Origin of the sequence: Anabaena sp. WA102, from assembly GCF_001277295.1 — a bacterium.
Taxonomy (GTDB): domain Bacteria; phylum Cyanobacteriota; class Cyanobacteriia; order Cyanobacteriales; family Nostocaceae; genus Dolichospermum; species Dolichospermum heterosporum.
Genome location: NZ_CP011456.1, coordinates 3,243,634 through 3,260,618, shown reverse-complemented (window position 1 = coordinate 3,260,618; position 16,985 = coordinate 3,243,634). Strand labels below are relative to the sequence as shown.

Genomic DNA, 16,985 nt, shown 5'->3' with positions numbered 1-16,985 from the left:
TGTCCTCTGTGTCCTCTGTGGTTCGTATCTCTGAAAAAATATATTTAAACAGGATGGAAATAATCATAAATATCTTGCGCTAACCGTGAACCAATTCCGGGAACTTCAGTTAATTGTGTAGTTGTAGCTTGACGAATATAATCAAGAGAGCGAAAATGCGCTAATAACAACTTTTGCCGATTTTGTCCTAAACCGGGAATTTCATCTAAATGCGATCGCTTTAGTTTATCACTTCTTTGTTGACGATGAAAACTGACAGCAAATCTATGAGCTTCATCTCGCAATCTTCGTAATAACTGGACTCCTGGTTGTTCTGAGTCTGTTTCTAAAGGTTTTGATGAGTGGGGTAAAAAGATTTCTTCCCGTTTTTTGGCTAAACTGAGAACCCGCAAATCTGCGAATAGATTCATTTCCGTTAAAATCCCCACAACGGCAGATAGTTGACCTTTACCACCATCAATCATAATTAAATCAGGCCAGTCAGTATTACCTAATCTTGCTAATTTCGGATCTTCAATATATTTACGAAATCTTCTCTTAATAACTTCTGCTAAACTGGCAAAATCATCGGAATGACCAATTGTGATATCAGGATTTTTAATTTTATAATGTCGGTAATATTGTTTGGCTGGTAAACCATCAATAAATACGACTTGAGAACCTACTGCATTAGTTCCTTGAATATGAGAAATATCATATCCTTCAATGCGTTTGGGTAAATCTGGTAAGTCGAGAATAGCGGCTAAATCTTGGGTTGCTTGCAAATTACTATCACCCAATTTTTGCATTCTTTGTAATTCATATTGGGCATTTTTTTCGACCATTTCTATTAATTCTGCCTTACTTTGTCGCAAAGGATTGAAAATTGTCACTTTTCTACCTTTGCGTTCTGTTAGAATAGCGGACAAAATTTCACTATCTGGTAAATCATGCTGTACTAAGACTTCGCTGGGAATTTCTACACTTTCTGCTGTTTGATAATGTTCCTCTAAAACTCGTTGTAAAATTGCTCCCGGTTCAGGGTGGGAGTCAGCAACAAAAGCCAAGCGTCCCACTAATTGACCGGCGCGAATTTGGAATAATTGAATGTAGGCGTGTTGATCATCGGCGGCTAAAGCGATCGCATCTCGTGATACTGTATCATCAGGTAAGGATACTTTTTGAGCAGCATGGAGGGATTTTAATGCTCCAATTTGATCACGAATTTTTGCCGCAGTTTCAAAATTCAATTCTGCTGCGGCTGTTTCCATTTGTGCTGTTAAAATATCAATTAGTTCCTGAGTTCTGCCTTGAAAAACCATCGCTACTTTTTGGACAATTTTTGCATATTCAACCGGGGAAACTAATTTTTGACAAACACCAGGACAACGACCAATATCATAATTTAAACAGGGACGATCTTTAAATAAAGGTTGTGGTCTTTGTCGTAAAGGAAAAATCTTTTTACACAAATGGACAATTTCTCGTAATAAACCGGAATCTGTATAAGGACCGTAATATTTATCTTTGGCTTTTCCTAATTGACGTTTGCGGGTAATGAAAATGCGCGGATATTCATCTGACCAAGTAATGCACAGATAAGGATATTTTTTATCATCTTTGAGTAAGACGTTAAAATATGGCTGATGCTGTTTAATTAAATTGGCTTCTAGGGCTAATGCTTCGGCTTCGGTATCAGTGACAATGAATTCAATTTCTGTCACTAATTTAACCATTGTGTTAATCCGTTCCGTCTTGTTGGTGGAGTCGCGGAAATAGGAACGGACACGAGAACGCAATTTACGAGATTTACCTATATATATTAGGCGATCGCTGCCATCCCGCAACAAATAAACCCCCGGTTCTGGGGGAATTTCTCCCAGCCGATTTTCTAACCGTTCTGGGTTTTTATACAGTGGTAAGATTTGCTCAGATATAGTCACAAATGTATTTTACAGGAATATCCGGTAAGGGTAAAGCTCAGTGGCTAAAGCCGCTGAGAGTGTCAACTTGAGTTTAGATTTAATGTAGGGGTAGGCCTTGTGCCTACCCCGGTATTTAGGGCAACCACAGGGGGTTATTGATACACTACCATAGATAGATGAATTTCAGCATTAATTCAGGTACATTAAGCGACTATAGTAAACACTTGGTATATATGGGCTTGGCGATTTACCAAGCCTTTTTATTGATTTAGTGCTAGATTATACTAAGTTCCATTAAACCATCTGCCATTTCAAAATTAGCTGTCACACTTTGGACATCATCTAACCCTTCTAGAGTATCAATTAATTTGAGGAGAGATTTAGCTTGATCTGCATCTGTAACTTCTACTTGATTACCAGGAAGCCAACGCAATTCTATATCTGTGACTTTAAAACCTTTTGCTTTTAAGGTTTGGCTGAGTTTCTCCAAATTTGCTATTTCTGTAAATACCTCAACTGTTTCCTCTGCCATGATTTCATAAGATTCGGCATTTCCTTCTAAGGAAGCTTCTAAAAGCTTGTCTTCATCAATTACACCTTCGACGACACAAACTCCTTTTTGGGAAAACATCCAACTTACACAACCTGTTTCTCCCAAGTTTCCGCCATTTTTGCTAAAAGAGACGCGCAAATCTGCCGCAGTTCGATTCCGGTTATCTGTGAGGGCTTCAATTAAAATGGCGACACCACCGGGACCGTAACCTTCGTAGCGAATTTCTTCAAGGATGCTGTGATCACTGAAAGTACCTGCACCTTTAGCAACGGCTCTATCAATATTATCATTGGGAATCCCCGCTGCTTTGGCTTTATCAATGGCTGTCCGTAGTTGAAAATTACCTGCTGGATCTGGTACACCGTTTCTCGCAGCCACAATTATTGCCCGTGATAGTTGGGTAAATATACTTCCCCTTTTTGCATCTACTACGGCTTTTTGACGTTTAATATTTGCCCATTTACTATGTCCTGCCATAATCACCAAAATTATTAATACTCTGCTCACAAATAGGAAACCCCTCTGGTAAACCTCTCCCCGCACCCCTCCCTGACCCTCCCCTACAAGGGAGGGAAAAGGAGCAGCTTTTATAATTGGAGAGGCTTTGAACCTTGTTCTTTGTATGATAAAAAAGCCCAGCTTCTACCCGTTTTGAGTATATATAATAATCCAGCCGATTAACAACAAAAATACATAAAAAGCAAACCTGCTTATCACACCACAGAAACAATTATGGGAGAGGTCGAATATAGATAATCTATTTTGCACAACTAATTTATGATTCAGTTATTAACAACGGGACATCATAAAATTTAAACTTTTGATCTACCGTAATTATGGTTAGCCCTTCTACCAAAGCCTGAGCTATTAACTTTCCTAAAGACTGTTTAATAGAAATTTCCCAAGCACTAATAGCACTAACAACAATTAAATTCTCACGATTAATAATTACTTCTCGTACCTGATTTGACAACTTAGAATCATTTTCTAAAAACCATAACAGAATATGAGTATCTAGCAGAAAACTCATTGTTCTTCTCCATAAAAAGCAGCAATTACTTCTTCTGAAGTGTCATCAAAATTATCAGAAATCTTAACCTGTCCTTGCCAAAAACCTGCAACCCTTGGTTCTAAAGTACCTTCATTACTCATCACTATCGAACTATGATTTAAACCCGCTTTTTCAATTGTAGGTTCTGCTTGAGACAGAGGCAAAACTTTTGCCCAGGGAACTCCCTGACGAGTTAGCGTAATTTCCACATGATTTTGGATATCTGATAATAAATCAAGTAAATTATCTGATAAGTAAGCAATATCGAAAGTTTTTTCTGACATTGTTATTTCTGTCCGTCCTACTGACTATAAATATTATATAGCAATCTGGTTTTCTTACTCACAACCTCATTTTAGCATGAAATACCACTGCGGTTAAAACCGTGGTCAGTGAGCTTGTCGAACTGCTCGTGTCGCTTATTGCTGAAATTGGCTTAACAACCAAGCACAAACTTGACTATGATCCATTTGTCGAGTTTTTCTTAATGCTTCGTTTAGTAAAGAAATTTGTAACCCTGGTAATACTTGAGATTCACTAATTCTTTTACTGCCACCATTTTCAATCATAAAAGGGATAACTTGGACATTCTGCACATCAAGTACCCAGTATTCGGCTACACCTAAATCTTCATACATCAGGCGTTTTTCCCCTTTATCATCAGCTAGGGAACTACTCGCAACTTCAATTACTAAATCTGGTATGGGATAAATATCTAAATTAACAATGGAAGTTCCATAGGGAATAGCATTTGCTTTTTCAGCAATGTAATAAGAAACATCTGGTTGGACTTCTTGAAATCCGATTTTTCTGTATGTACAATTATCTTTGCTATTAAATTTAATTCCTTTAATAGTCGCAAATAGGTTAACAGCAAAAATAATCATACTATGGTCACTGGCATGATCATTTCCGATTGGTGGCATTTCTATCCTCATTTTTCCATTGTGATAATAGCCTTTGGCTTTTTGATCAGGATAATTTTCAATAACCTGAATATATTCATCCCAAGTTGCTGTTATCCAAGTGTTAGTTAGTAATTGCGTTGGCATTTCAGTGATGATCATTTTTTCGGACTCCTGAATATTTCACCGATATTACTCATTCTCAATTAAGGTTTAACAACTAAGCTGAAGGAATTTAAATAGCCTGTAATAGTTTTATTTAAAGTTTCATGCTGTTTTTTGGAGACGATAGCCATAACTTTATATAATCTACCATGAGCAACAAACATTCTGGTTTTAGTAATTTTACCGATAGCATTAACATATTCAATTTCTTTGCCGGGATGAAAGTTAGAACTGCGAATATTGCGCTGATTTAGTAATCTACTTTTGGTGGTTGTTAGTTCTACATATTGGGCTTGATCCATGATTGTTTGGGGGTTAGTCATCTGGACATAGCTATCAGGAAATTCATTGTATGTGACTATATATGCAGCTTCTTGTTGCGGTGGTTGGATTAAAAATATTTCTAATTTTATTTTTCCCATGTAGGTTTTTTGGATTTGGGTTTTTCGCTTGGGCATTCCTGGCATTAATACGGTGAAATATCCATCAGGGGATGTAAATGTTCGCCATTTGGGCTGTATTACTGCGGGAACAATAGGTTTTTTTTCGGCAACTTTGGGTTTGGATAAATGGACTTCGGCGACGGCGTAATTGCTAGATAAAAAGGTGGCAGCAATCAAAGATAGTAAAATTTTGCTATTCATAATTTATAAAATTTGTAGATGCAGATTTCACTGTTATTAAGAAATAAGCATTCAGCCATCACTGTTCAGCAATTACTATTTAATCAATAATTTACCGATTTATAAGGAAGAACGCCGAAAACCCTTGAAAATGTGGGTGACTCAGGAAGCCACATTTGGGCTTTAGACAAGGGATTACCGCAAGGCGGAAGTCAAAAGTCAAAAGTCAAAAGTCAAAATGAAGACAGTATAGGCTTTTGGAGGATTTAGAATGGTTGGTTTATTTACGCCGTTTTGTACTAGAGGCAGGATAAATCCTGCATTGATTTTAATCCATATTCGTGATACAACTATATTGTCACTAAAGACATAAAAAGCTACCGAGGGACTCTCGGAAAGTTACGCTTGTCAGATATGATTTCGCCCGCCAGGGCCAACGAAATCAGGGCAAGAACCCAAATATTTAAGGCAGTGCCTGAAACTGGGATAACTGAGGGATATAGACTGAAACTCTCTATAGAATCTCCGCGTCTTTAGACCGGAGAGTGTCAACAAACTTTCTGACTCCTGACGTTGCTAGTAGTTCGTCAAATTTATTTTGACGGGTAATGATCGGAAAAAACTTCTGTTCTTCCCTCCCCTACCCCTGGTGCCTCTCTTCTCCCCCTGCTTGCCTTCACCCGTCATTTTTGGGTTGACAGACTACTAGTTATAACCTAGAGGCAGACAAAGCTGCACCAATTAATCCCACTTGTTGATTAAGAATTATATGCACGGGGATTTCTTCGAGAAGAGAACGCATTCTGCCTTTTTGGATAAAATTCAAGAGGAAACTACCATTTTCCATTAAGGGGAGGATTTTGGGGGCGATACCACCGGCAATGTATAATCCGCCATAGGGGAGGAGTTTTAAGGCTAGATTGCCGGCTTCTGCACCGTAGGCTTTTATAAATAATTGCATGGTTTGTTCGGAAAGGCGATCGCTTTTTTGCAGTGCAGCAGCGCCAATAAGGGCCCCTGGATCAACGGTTTTTTCGGTTGTCTGTGCTTCTTGTTCCCATGTTCTGACTGCTTGGGCAATTTCTGGTGATTCGGTGGCTATTTTTCTATCTCGTAAAAATTGGTAAATGGAGGTAATTCCTAACCCGGAAACTACTCTTTCTACGGAGACTCGTGGAATATCATGTTTATCTACTAGATATTTCAACAGTTGAAACTCTAGTTCATTGCGTGGTGCAAAATCTGCGTGTCCACCCTCGGAAGGAAAGACTTGATATTGATGGTCTTGTTTAATCAAAAATCCTTGTCCTAACCCAGTTCCTGCACCGATTACAGCCATTGGTGCTGCTGGTTGGTATTTACCAACTTGTAAAGTTAGTAAATCCTGTTTTGTTAATCCAAAAATGCCGTAACCAACAGCCGCAAAGTCATTAATCAGGGAAATTGATAGAATACCCAATTCTTGAGTTAAACGATTTGTATCGAGAAACCAGGCTAAATTGGTCAACTTGGCGGTGTTTTCCACTACTGGTCCTGCGATCGCAAAACAAGCCTTTTCTGGTGTGCTAGAGTTAGCTGTAGTCAAAAACCTTTGGACGATGGGGACTAAATCAGGAAAATCTCCACTGCGAAAACTCTCTTCGTGCAGAGTTTTTAATCCCAGTGTTTCTGAAAATTCCACTAAACGCAAAATAGTTTTTGTTCCGCCTATGTCTCCGGCCAGTAGCAATGTCATAAAATTTATCAGTTAGTAAGTTACTTTTGCTGAGTCAGCGTTAGTTGTGATTTAGAGAAAATCCTCATTAAATATTTACACAAATCTCACCAATTCTTCAACTTTCGTCAAATGGGACGTATCACCCTTTAGTGCTAACAACCATTCTGAATCTTGGCGGACAACTTTTACTAAAGAACATAGAGAAGCTTTGACTTCATTTTTGGCTATGTCCCCTACAAATCCCATTGCTGCACCCAAGACAGACGCGCCATGTGCCACCAATAGGATATCATGGGGGGAGAATTCAGTAGATAAACACCTGGCAGTTTGTGCCGAACGTTCCCGCACCTGTTGATGAGTTTCCGGGTATTTTGCGGCTATGCGTGATGTGTAACTGGTATCAATTCTGGGAAATAATTTGACTAAAGCTGAAGTTGGGAGTTTTTCCGGTTCTTCAGTCATCCATTCGGGATTAAGCCATTCACTCAAACCTACTTCCAGTTTAATAGATAAATCCAAAACTTCAGCGATCGCATTTGCCGTTTGGATAGTTCGCAAAAATGGAGAAGCAAAAATATGGGCGATTTTTTCCCCTTTAAGTCGCTTTGCTAACTGCTGCGCCTGAATCATACCATCATCTGATAAAGGTGGATCATACCGTCTTTCGGCGGTTAGAAACCAATCGGGATATACGAAATCAAGGCGGTTAGCGTGTCTTGCTATCCAAACTATTTGACTCATGGGAAAATCCGAATATTAATTTTTGTTATGTGGCTATAATACGATACTTTGCAAACCTTTGACTAATCTTTCTATACCTGCTTTAGCTGTATCTGCTGGTAACGCACCATAAGCAACCCGCAAATAACAACCATCTTCCATCCCAAAGGTTGTTCCCGGAATCACTGCTATTTTGTGTTCTTGAATCAGTTTTTTCACTAATTCCAAATCATTCATTTTTGTCTGCACTTTCAAGAAAAAGTAAAATGCACCATTAGCTGGTGTAATTGTACATAAATCCTGAAGCGATCGCAGTGAATCAATTACTATTTCTCGAACTTTAGCAATAGTCCCAATATTATCTTTTAAATAATCATCTTTTACTTGTAAAGCCCCCAAAGCTGCATATTGAGAAACCACAGGTGGACAAATTAAAATGGTATCTTGGACTTTTTTCACAGCAATTAATAGATGTTGAGGAATTACCATATAACCAATTCGCCAACTAGCAAAACCATAAGCTTTCGACAAACTAAACAGAGAAATTGTATATTGATGACTGCCCGCAAATGCCCCCGGTGAAATATGTTTTACACCGTCATAAGTAAAATATTCATAAGCCTCATCACTAATATGATAAATTCCCCTTTCTCGACAAATTTCATTAACTTGTTTTAATGCTGTTTCTGAATAAATAACACCTGTAGGATTATTCGGAGAAATCGTCACTACCGCACGGGTTTTATCTGTAATTGCGGCGGCTATGGCTTTAGGAATTAATTGATAATTTGTATCTGTGGCAACTAATACCGGATGACAACCTGCCATTTTAATTGCCATTTCATGATTAAAATAGTAGGGAGTATTTAAAATAATTTCATCACCAGGAGAAGTAATTGCTAAAATAGCATTTATAAACCCCATATTGCTACCTGCTGTCACCACAATAGCATTTTCTTCATTGATATCAAGACTATTAAATATTGATAACTTTGCTGCTAATACTGTTAATAATTCAGGAATCCCGATAACGGGTTGATAAAGATGATTTTTAGGTTCAGCCAGGAACTTTGGTAATAATTCCATTGCGGTATCTGGTGGTTGATAGTGAACCACACCTTGTCCTAAAGAAATTGTCCCAGGAGAGTTTTTAATTAATTCTCCCACCACCGGAATAATTGGCGATTGAATCGCTGCCATTCGTGATAATTTATAATTCATAACTCTTAAAAATGTATATGTAGGATTCTATTCCAGAGTATCACCATTTATCTAATTTTTTAAAGTAAGTAGGTGAACACAATAAAACCAAACTGTGTAAGAGGATGTTTGAAAAGTATCAGAATTAATCGAGATACCCCCAACCCCCCTTACAAAGGGGGGCTAAATTCCTCAAAGTCCCCCTTTTTAAGGGGGACTTAGGGGGATCTGCGGGTGTCAGATCCCACACGAAAAAGTTTTCAAACAACCTCTAAAGAAACGTAAAATCGCCCAAACCCTCTTCACTCTTGCCTATTGCCTATTGCCTATTGCCTTGCCATAACGACAATTTTCAACACCAACCTACTTAGTATGGATTGAGACTTTTCAAACACCCTCTTAGAGGATGTTTGAAAAGTGGTATTCCGTAATTTTCATCACATTGCTACCCCCCTTTCCCCTTGTAAAAGGGGAAACAATAAAAATCCAGTTCCCTCCCCTTGTAAAGGGGAGGGTTAGGGTGGGGTAAAAAATATTTGATACATTGACCATAACTTTTCAAACACCCTCTAAGGGGAGATATACTGAAAACGGTTCATAGTTTAACCAAATATGAAACCCCTCTGGTAAACCTCTCCCCCTTGCGGGGAGAGGCTTTGAACTTGTTCTTTGTATGATAAAAAAGTCCAGCTTCCAGCCGTTTTGAGTATAGAGGATGAAGACAAGTAGAGGGAGCAGAGGAGGAATAGAACCATTACCCGTTAAAATATCTTTGACAGACTACTACTTACTTAAAAAATGAACCCGACACTCAAAAACAAGTATGATTTCATACCTCGCTATTTCCAATTAGCTCTAGCCAACGTCCTATCGAATATTATGATCCCGGTAGCTAATTTAGTCAGTGTCATATTTTTGGGTCATCTTGAAGAAATCAACAACTTCGCCGGAGTCATCCTTGCTGGCAACTTGCTCAACTTTCTCTACTTCGTTTTACTCTTTTTACGAATGGGGACTACTGGAGTCACAGCGCAAGCGGTTGGACGAGATGACAGGGAAGAAATGTTATTGATAGGATTGCGTAATGGTTTAATAGCTTTGGTGCTGGGTATTGCCCTCATACTTTTACAATACCCTTTGGGAGAGCTTGGGTTTACCATCCTCAATGTCCCCCTAGAAATCAAATCTTCAGGTCTTGCCTATTTCAACACCCAAATTTGGGGAGCGCCTGCGGTTTTGCTCAATTTTGTTCTGATAGGTTGGTTTCTAGGGCGAGAAAAAAATGGCTTAGTTGTGCTGTTATCAGTAGTTGGTAATGGTGTGAAAATTGGACTTGACTATCTGTTTATTATCAACTTAGGGTGGGAAAGTATGGGAGCAGGAGTTTCTTCTGCTGCCAGCCAATATATATTGTTGTTGGTAGGATTGATATTTTTTTGTAGAGAATTCCAGTGGTTGGAAGTGATATCTATAGCGTTTAAAATATGGGACATCTCAGCTATAAAATCTAACTTAACTCTCAATGGCAACATCTTTATTAGCAATTTAGTTCTTCTGTTTATCTCCTTAACATTTAGTTATCAAGGAGTACAGATGGGAATGCTAGTTTACGCACAGAATTCTTTGTTGTGGCAGATAATCAGCTTTAATACATATTTTATTGAAGGAATCGGATTCGGTACAGAAAGTTTGGTCGGAAACTTTAAAGGAAAAGGAGATTCACACCAGTTAGCACCTCTAGTTAGTTTTTCTGTCTTAACTGCTCTGATTGTAGGAATATTTTTCGGTGGAATATGTATATTATTTCCCGATAGTGTTTTTAGATTATTCACTAACCACACCGAAATCATCTCTAAGATAGATACTTTTGTTCCCTGGTTGGTACTGGCCTTGGTACTTAGTTCTATAGATTTTACACTGGAAGGATACTTCTTAGGTTTAGCACAAGGACATACCCTCCGTAATGTTAGCTTAGTCGCTCTTTTTATCGGATTTGCACCTGTGAATTTTGCTGCCGTTAAGTTCTCCAGTAACCATATCTTGTGGTTGAGTCTATCTTTGTTCTATGCAATAAGAACGATGATGTTTGTGGTAAAGTTGCCCAGTACATTTAGAAATGATCTTGATAATATTAGTGCTACTCTCCCGGCTTTAGAAGCAAATCCCCTGTTGACTTTAGCTTTTGGAGAAACTCGTGAACAAATAATGGTGGAAAAGTTGGGAGTAGGGGAAGATGTTGAAAACGGGCGCATATAGCAACTATTATTGACCTCAATTCAGCCATTAAGTAAGGCTCTTCGGTACTTGTTATGCTAAATTATTTTTTTTAAATCCCAAAATTCTTGTTATATAAGGATTTTACTTTAATTCATTGGTTATTTTGACAAATTTGGTATCAAGAACAATAAAACCCTTTATTTATATGGGTTGTGGGGTAAATAAACTCATGTTTGGCATAACAGGTACGGAAGAACCTTAAGTAAGAAAAAACACGGTAGTGGTAAATATGTAGTGAAATGGCTGCTTGTGGGTGGGGACGTTGGGGACAACAAATTTCTCAAATTATTGCTACATCTCATCTTCAACAGCCTTGTCACCCGTTAAGGCCTAATTCATCCCCTTTACCACATTTAACTTTTTCATAAAATCTCGACATTCCTGGCTTAAATCCTTGATTTTTAAGAACTTGATATTCTTGTTCAGGTTTTTCTTGAAAATAAAGGTTTTTCTTCTGGCGTAAAGCGAAGTAAACTCCTTGCTCATCAAGCCATTTAGCCAGTTTTGGACTATGAAATTCTCTGTCTGCTAACACCACAATTCGACATTTTTTTAACAACTTTATTGCTGTCTTTATTAATCTTTTCTGTGTTTGTAAATTACTATTTCCGACATGATTTAATGTTTCCCAATATAGTGGTAGGGCATGAGTACCCCATACCAATGTCACCATAAATATATTTCGCCCCTTCCACTGTGTTCTATCCAGTGCTACCATCCAATAACCATATTTTTGATACTGTTTTTTATGAAAATAACGGCGCTGTTCTCGATTCAGTTGTTTTGGTGTTAACGATTGTCTAATCCAATATTTTATCAATGGAAACCATAATAATTTTACGCAGAGTTTACCTATTCCTAAAAATCTTTGTAGATTACGTTTCCTGCTTTCATATTTAATTGGTTGGGGAAACAAGCTGGCCAATTTTGACAGTTTTACTTGGCGATGAGCCTGTATTAATAACAACAATATCTCTAGTGTCAAATACTGCTGTTCACTCAAATGCTTTCGGAAAATTGTTTGATATGATTGTGGTAACATTTTTTGCTTCGGGGGCTTCTTTGTCCCTATTTTTTTACTCCCTTATTTTCTCAAATTATTGCCACATCTCATCTTCAACCGCCTTGTCACCCGTTAAGTTTAATAATCGCCAAATCTATATCAAATGCTGATCCTCGTTGATGTCCTTCTATTAAGAATGGCGACATCACTAAAGATGATTTTTGGCTATTATCATACCAGCGATGCTCTTGCCAAGTTAAAGAAACTTGAAACAGAGGAGAACGACTAGAATCTCTTTCAGGAATAAGCTGTTTTACTAATAGGGGAAAGGGATAATCTTCATGTTTCTTACCCTCAGAAACTGTGCGACGTATTTGAGCAAGAAAATCTCTGAAGGTGGGATTTTCCCCTAGATTTGCACGTAATACTACGGGGTCTGTAAAATAGCCAACAATACTTTCAAACTCCTTGTTACCTGACCGACCCGCAACCGGACAACCTACTAGGATGTCTTCTTGTCCTGATAAGCGGTAAAATAGAATAAAAAATGCAGCCAGGAAAATTCTATACAGGCTTGTTTTTTCTAATTCTGACAACTTTCTCAGCCTGGAAAGCAATTCTTCATCTAACTTGATGATGTGTGTGCTACCAGAGTAGGTTTGCACATTTGGTCTAAGTTTATCTACGGGCAAGTCTAAGACTGGCAACTCACCTATTAATTGTTTATGCCAGTATGCTGAAATTTGTTCACCTTGAGAACTTGACAACATCTCGGTCTGCCAACTTACATAATCTGTGTATGATAGCTTTGGAAGAGAGAGACTATTATCTGTTTGAGAATTATAAATATCTGAATTTTCAATAATTTGTAAGTCAGCTTGAGACGATGTTTTTACTTCTGTAGCATACAGAATTTGCAGTTCATTTAATAATATGTCAAAAGACCACATATCTCCAGCAATGTGGTGCATGGCCAGTAATTGGATATGTTCTTCTGATGATCTTGTAAATAGATGTACCCGCAATACTGGACCTGTTTCCAAGTTGTAGGGACGCTCGGTTTCTGTCAGAATTTGTTTTTTCAAGTAGTCTAAATTCCAAGCAGAAGCATCTGTTATTTTAATATCTATCTCTTGGTATGGGTGAATTACTTGAATAGGTTGATCTTCATGCTGTGTATAGGTAGTTCGCAGGATGGGATGACGTTCTACAATTTGCAGCCAAGCTCTGTGCCATGCTTCCAAATCTAACTCTGAGCTTATCTGCACTGTTGTATAGATATTGTATGCGATGCTTTGGGGTGCTATCTGGTCAAGAAACCACATCGCTTGTTGACCGTAGGAGAGGGGAAATGATTTCGCTTCCTCTGTAAGTTGTGGCTGCCTTTCCAAAGAAGAATTGCTTTGCATTGCTAATTTATAACTTTGTTATCTGTGAGTTTAATTGTAGTCGTTAGGGGCGTACAGAAAATAGCACAACCATAATAACAGAAATTCGTACTATGATTCTTCGATTTCTAAGAGGATGTTTGAAAAGTTTTAGGTTGTGATTTTAGGCACTTACAGATCCCCCTAACCCCCCTTGTTAAGGGGGGAACTAGAGTCAAAGTCCCCCTTTTTAAGGGGGATTTAGGGGGATCTAAAAATATTTGATACACCATGAGGGACTTTTCAAACACCCTCTAACGGGTAAATGGGTATCCTGGTATCTACGTTCCCTGTTCCCTTTGAATGTACATCTATTGATAATTTTTAGGGATACCAACTTGTGATAAACCAGCAATTACTTTCAAGTTTTGACAACGAATTAATTCACTAAAATTTAAACCAGAACGCCCTTCTATTGTTCCTACGGCTTCAATAGCTGTTAACAAATGTTGGGCGGCTTCAGTTTCTGAATAACCCCGTCTTTGGGCGATTCTAATAGCGACTGTATCAGCAGTTAATTCTGACTCCTGGGATTTATTCGTGCGCCAAATCCGGATAGCCGCTACAGCACTTAATCCCCCGGCTATTACCACACCTACCACATCCGCCTGGACTGCTTCGAGTATTCCCCCTACAAGCCCTGCTAACACCACACCTTGATAAACATTAGGTTGCAGCCATTTCACCCCTATTAACCAGCTTACCTTCTGTAATAGGAGTAAATCTCGTTGGGGTTTTGTCAACCGTCTCCATAAGTCGAAATTAATATATATTGGTCTTGCTTGACTTAAAGGCAAAGGAAAAGCCGCATCTATTACCTGTTTTTGTTCTGGTTTACTGACGATTTTAGTCATCATTCGCCCAGAAGCGGGCATTACATCCAACAACCGACGAATTTCAATATTTGGTTCCATAACACCCATTATTAGTCATAATTATGTATATTCAATGACTACTAAGATTACACTCTATTCCACTTTATATTTATATGGACGCTTTTGATCCCAATCCGCCAGAATGGACTAATCAAGCCGTACACGCCTACCAGTTTCATTGTCCCAAATGCCATGCTGGTAGTCGAGATGCTGTTAATGTGTGGTTAAATAGAAGGTCTCCTGTAAGTACCCCAGATCGTCGTCGGAAGTGGCAAGAATTCTATCATTGTCAATGCAGTTATGTCTGGTGGGCTTGGAGTAATGACAGACCACCGACGGATTTATCTAAGCAAAATCAAAATAATTAACTGCTTTGAGGCAGAGCCTCTATATGGCATTCCCAGTCGGAGACTGGGAACGAGAGATTTTGTTTATAAGGAAGAACGCCGAAAACCCTTGAAAATGTGGCTTCCTGAGTCAGCCACATTTGGGCTTTAGACAAGGGATGAAGGCTAGAGGCTTTCCTTTATCCTGCATTGACGTTAATTTGAAAATTTGAAATTATTTCAAATTTTCATCCATATTCGTGATACAATTAAATTTTCACTAAAGACATAAAAAGCTACCGAGGGACTCTCGGAAAGTTACGCTTGTCAGATATGATTTCGCCCGCCAGGGCAAACGAAATCAGGGCAAGAACCCAAATATTTAAGGAACCCTGCCTGAAACTGGGATAACTGAGGGATATAGACTGAAACTCTCTATAGAATCTCCGCGTCTTTAGACCGGAGAGTGTCAATCTAAATCTGGTTCAACACCAAGCGCACGAAGTTGGGCAATTAATCTTTCGGTTTTTTGCCTTTCTTGTTCTAACTTTTGTCTTTCTTGTTCAGCTTTTTGTCTTTCCTGTTCAGCTTTCTGTCTTTCTTGTTCAGCTTTCTGTCTTTCCTCCTCTGTGCTGGTTAATATCCAATTACCGTCTTTGTCGTACCAACGTAACCAAGGCATTTCGACGTTTTTATAACTTCCTTGCCACACTCCTAAACCTAATTCTATTTCGGGAATCCAAAACCGAAAATCTGATAATTTTACTTCAGCATAACGAGCGCCTGTTAACTGAAACATTCTAAATTCAGATTTATAACGATCAAAGATGGCGTAATAGGGTACTCTTAAAATTTGTTCGTAAACTTCCCATTTACCAGGAGGTTTTTCTACATCTCTTAATATTGTCCCTAAGTCTTCTTTCTCTGTTCCTGGTGAGAGTAATTCAACAATAATATGAGGATTAACCGCTTCTTGCCAAACCACATAACTTAACCGCAAATCTCTTTTGTCATAAAGAGAGGGAACACCTAACACTGCAAACCAATCAGGGCGTTTATACCATGAAGGATGACGCAAATCATAGTAAAGATTCAGATCACTTCCTGTAAATATTTGGTCGCTAGGATAGTCAGGGGGACGGAATGTTTCTGCTAATAATTGTGGTTGGAATAAATGAAATTGATCTGGCAAACCAGGTTCCTCCGGGTCTTCGCTAGGAAGATCATACATTGTCGGTAATGTTTCTTTAGGGGAAAGTGGCGGATCTGTTTGATACATTCTTAACAATCCTAAAGATAGAATTTCTATTTCTAAAATGTAGCAATAATTCAGAAGTTGTGGTTTTATTTTAGCATTATATTAAGACAGATAAGGCAGAGCCTCTAAAATAACATTCCCAGTCAGAGACTGGGAACGATTTATACAGGTGATCAAGCTTCACAAAACACATGATAGCGGCTGCGTCCCATTGTATTTCTTTGATTGATATTGGTATGGAGGTTGAGGCAGAGCCTCTATGATGGCATTCCCAGTCGGAGACTGGGAACGAGAAATGGCACGCTACGCTATCAGCAAGCCCTATTTATGCTTCAGTTTGTTTACGATTATTTCCTTAACGGTTGAGACTTTCTTTTAAAGCTCCAATTTGTTCACGACGGGCTTCTAATTCTAAACTACGACGGGCTAAATCTTGATTTTGTAAAGTTAAACTTTGCTGCCAATTCTCCATTTTTACCGCTTCTTGTTTGAGAAATTCAGAAGTAACTCCTGTAGAAAGATAGGTTTGCACTAAATTAATTACCCAGTCAGTGGCATCTTTAATTGTTTCAATTTCACCTTGAGGAGATAGTTCAACTAATACTAATAATTTATTAATTTTAGTGTTTCCCTTTCCTAAGAGAATTAACATTTCTTCCGAAATTGTCAGCCAAAAGTTTTTTGATTCTTGACGTGCTAATAAGTAGGTGAACGGAAAAAAACCGAAATATGTAACGAAAAGTAAAATCGCCCAAACCCTCTTCACTCTTGCCTCTTGCCTCTTGCCTCTTGCCTTGCCATAACGACGATTTTCAATGCTAACCTACTTAAACGTAATTGATACTGATCTAAAAAATCATTTTTATGTATTTGGGCAAGATATAACATAATTGCTAAGGAATAGGTAATGGGTAATGGGTAATAGCGAATCTTTCCAATCACCAATTACCCATTATACTTATACCAAACTCAGGAAGCGAT

Annotated in this window: 16 protein-coding genes and 1 pseudogene; 2 read left to right on the top strand and 15 right to left on the bottom strand. The window is 38.4% G+C overall.

What is annotated here, in order from left to right; translation table 11 throughout:
- Nucleotides 1–44 precede the first annotated feature (44 nt).
- The 9 genes from uvrC to AA650_RS14040 form a co-directional block, all read right to left on the bottom strand.
- On the bottom strand, nucleotides 45–1,922 hold the full coding sequence (gene uvrC, locus AA650_RS14080; RefSeq protein ID WP_053539485.1) for an excinuclease ABC subunit UvrC: 1,878 nt from the start codon (nucleotides 1,920–1,922) through the stop codon (nucleotides 45–47).
- A 256-nt stretch (nucleotides 1,923–2,178) separates the two neighbouring features.
- Nucleotides 2,179–2,934 carry a YebC/PmpR family DNA-binding transcriptional regulator gene (locus AA650_RS14075; protein ID WP_039200743.1) on the bottom strand — a complete coding sequence of 252 codons (756 nt, stop codon included), beginning with the start codon at nucleotides 2,932–2,934 and terminating at the stop codon, nucleotides 2,179–2,181.
- Nucleotides 2,935–3,232: 298 nt separating this feature from the next.
- Nucleotides 3,233–3,487 carry a type II toxin-antitoxin system VapC family toxin gene (locus tag AA650_RS14070; RefSeq protein WP_039200744.1) on the bottom strand — a complete coding sequence of 85 codons (255 nt, stop codon included), beginning with the start codon at nucleotides 3,485–3,487 and terminating at the stop codon, nucleotides 3,233–3,235.
- Nucleotides 3,484–3,792: a hypothetical protein gene (locus tag AA650_RS14065; RefSeq protein WP_039200745.1), complete on the bottom strand. Its 309-nt coding sequence runs from the start codon at nucleotides 3,790–3,792 to the stop codon at nucleotides 3,484–3,486. The genes AA650_RS14070 and AA650_RS14065 overlap by 4 nt, the downstream gene beginning before the upstream one ends.
- A 135-nt stretch (nucleotides 3,793–3,927) precedes the next feature.
- The gene (locus tag AA650_RS14060; RefSeq protein WP_053539484.1) at nucleotides 3,928–4,575 is read right to left on the bottom strand and encodes a Uma2 family endonuclease; all 648 of its coding nucleotides are present in this window, start codon (nucleotides 4,573–4,575) and stop codon (nucleotides 3,928–3,930) included.
- Between the two features lie 44 nt (nucleotides 4,576–4,619).
- Nucleotides 4,620–5,222, bottom strand: a complete 603-nt coding sequence (locus AA650_RS14055) for a hypothetical protein (protein WP_027401100.1) — start codon at nucleotides 5,220–5,222, stop codon at nucleotides 4,620–4,622.
- A 688-nt stretch (nucleotides 5,223–5,910) separates the two neighbouring features.
- On the bottom strand, nucleotides 5,911–6,936 hold the full coding sequence (locus AA650_RS14050) for a glucokinase (protein ID WP_039203311.1): 1,026 nt from the start codon (nucleotides 6,934–6,936) through the stop codon (nucleotides 5,911–5,913).
- A gap of 75 nt (nucleotides 6,937–7,011) precedes the next feature.
- Nucleotides 7,012–7,659 (bottom strand): histidine phosphatase family protein, encoded by a 648-nt coding sequence (locus tag AA650_RS14045; RefSeq protein ID WP_053539483.1) that lies wholly within the window; start codon nucleotides 7,657–7,659, stop codon nucleotides 7,012–7,014.
- Between the two features lie 33 nt (nucleotides 7,660–7,692).
- Nucleotides 7,693–8,859: a pyridoxal phosphate-dependent aminotransferase gene (locus tag AA650_RS14040; protein WP_053539482.1), complete on the bottom strand. Its 1,167-nt coding sequence runs from the start codon at nucleotides 8,857–8,859 to the stop codon at nucleotides 7,693–7,695.
- A 777-nt stretch (nucleotides 8,860–9,636) separates the two neighbouring features.
- Here AA650_RS14040 and gntT point away from each other — a divergent pair.
- Nucleotides 9,637–11,094, top strand: a complete 1,458-nt coding sequence (gene gntT, locus AA650_RS14035) for a guanitoxin biosynthesis MATE family efflux transporter GntT (protein ID WP_053539481.1) — start codon at nucleotides 9,637–9,639, stop codon at nucleotides 11,092–11,094.
- 349 nt (nucleotides 11,095–11,443) lie between these two features.
- Here gntT and AA650_RS14030 read toward each other — a convergent pair.
- The 3 genes and pseudogenes from AA650_RS14030 to AA650_RS14020 all read right to left on the bottom strand — a co-directional run.
- Nucleotides 11,444–12,157 (bottom strand): annotated as a pseudogene (locus AA650_RS14030) (IS4 family transposase); the annotation flags it as partial.
- A gap of 86 nt (nucleotides 12,158–12,243) precedes the next feature.
- The gene (locus AA650_RS14025; RefSeq protein ID WP_053539480.1) at nucleotides 12,244–13,527 is read right to left on the bottom strand and encodes a condensation domain-containing protein; all 1,284 of its coding nucleotides are present in this window, start codon (nucleotides 13,525–13,527) and stop codon (nucleotides 12,244–12,246) included.
- 329 nt (nucleotides 13,528–13,856) lie between these two features.
- Entirely contained in the window at nucleotides 13,857–14,459 is a 603-nt protein-coding gene (locus AA650_RS14020; RefSeq protein WP_053541292.1) for a DUF3318 domain-containing protein, read from the bottom strand.
- A gap of 74 nt (nucleotides 14,460–14,533) precedes the next feature.
- On the opposite strand from AA650_RS14020, the gene AA650_RS14015 reads away from it, so the two are divergent.
- Nucleotides 14,534–14,788 (top strand): hypothetical protein, encoded by a 255-nt coding sequence (locus AA650_RS14015; protein WP_039203522.1) that lies wholly within the window; start codon nucleotides 14,534–14,536, stop codon nucleotides 14,786–14,788.
- Nucleotides 14,789–15,215: 427 nt separating this feature from the next.
- Here the strand turns inward: AA650_RS14015 and AA650_RS14010 are convergent, their stop codons facing one another.
- The 3 genes from AA650_RS14010 to AA650_RS27950 form a co-directional block, all read right to left on the bottom strand.
- The gene (locus AA650_RS14010) at nucleotides 15,216–16,025 is read right to left on the bottom strand and encodes a DUF874 family protein (protein ID WP_039203524.1); all 810 of its coding nucleotides are present in this window, start codon (nucleotides 16,023–16,025) and stop codon (nucleotides 15,216–15,218) included.
- A 334-nt stretch (nucleotides 16,026–16,359) separates the two neighbouring features.
- Nucleotides 16,360–16,752: a hypothetical protein gene (locus AA650_RS14005; protein ID WP_053541291.1), complete on the bottom strand. Its 393-nt coding sequence runs from the start codon at nucleotides 16,750–16,752 to the stop codon at nucleotides 16,360–16,362.
- A gap of 14 nt (nucleotides 16,753–16,766) precedes the next feature.
- Complete coding sequence (locus tag AA650_RS27950) at nucleotides 16,767–16,946, bottom strand: hypothetical protein (RefSeq protein WP_199924253.1); 180 nt, start codon at nucleotides 16,944–16,946, stop codon at nucleotides 16,767–16,769.
- Nucleotides 16,947–16,985 lie beyond the last annotated feature (39 nt).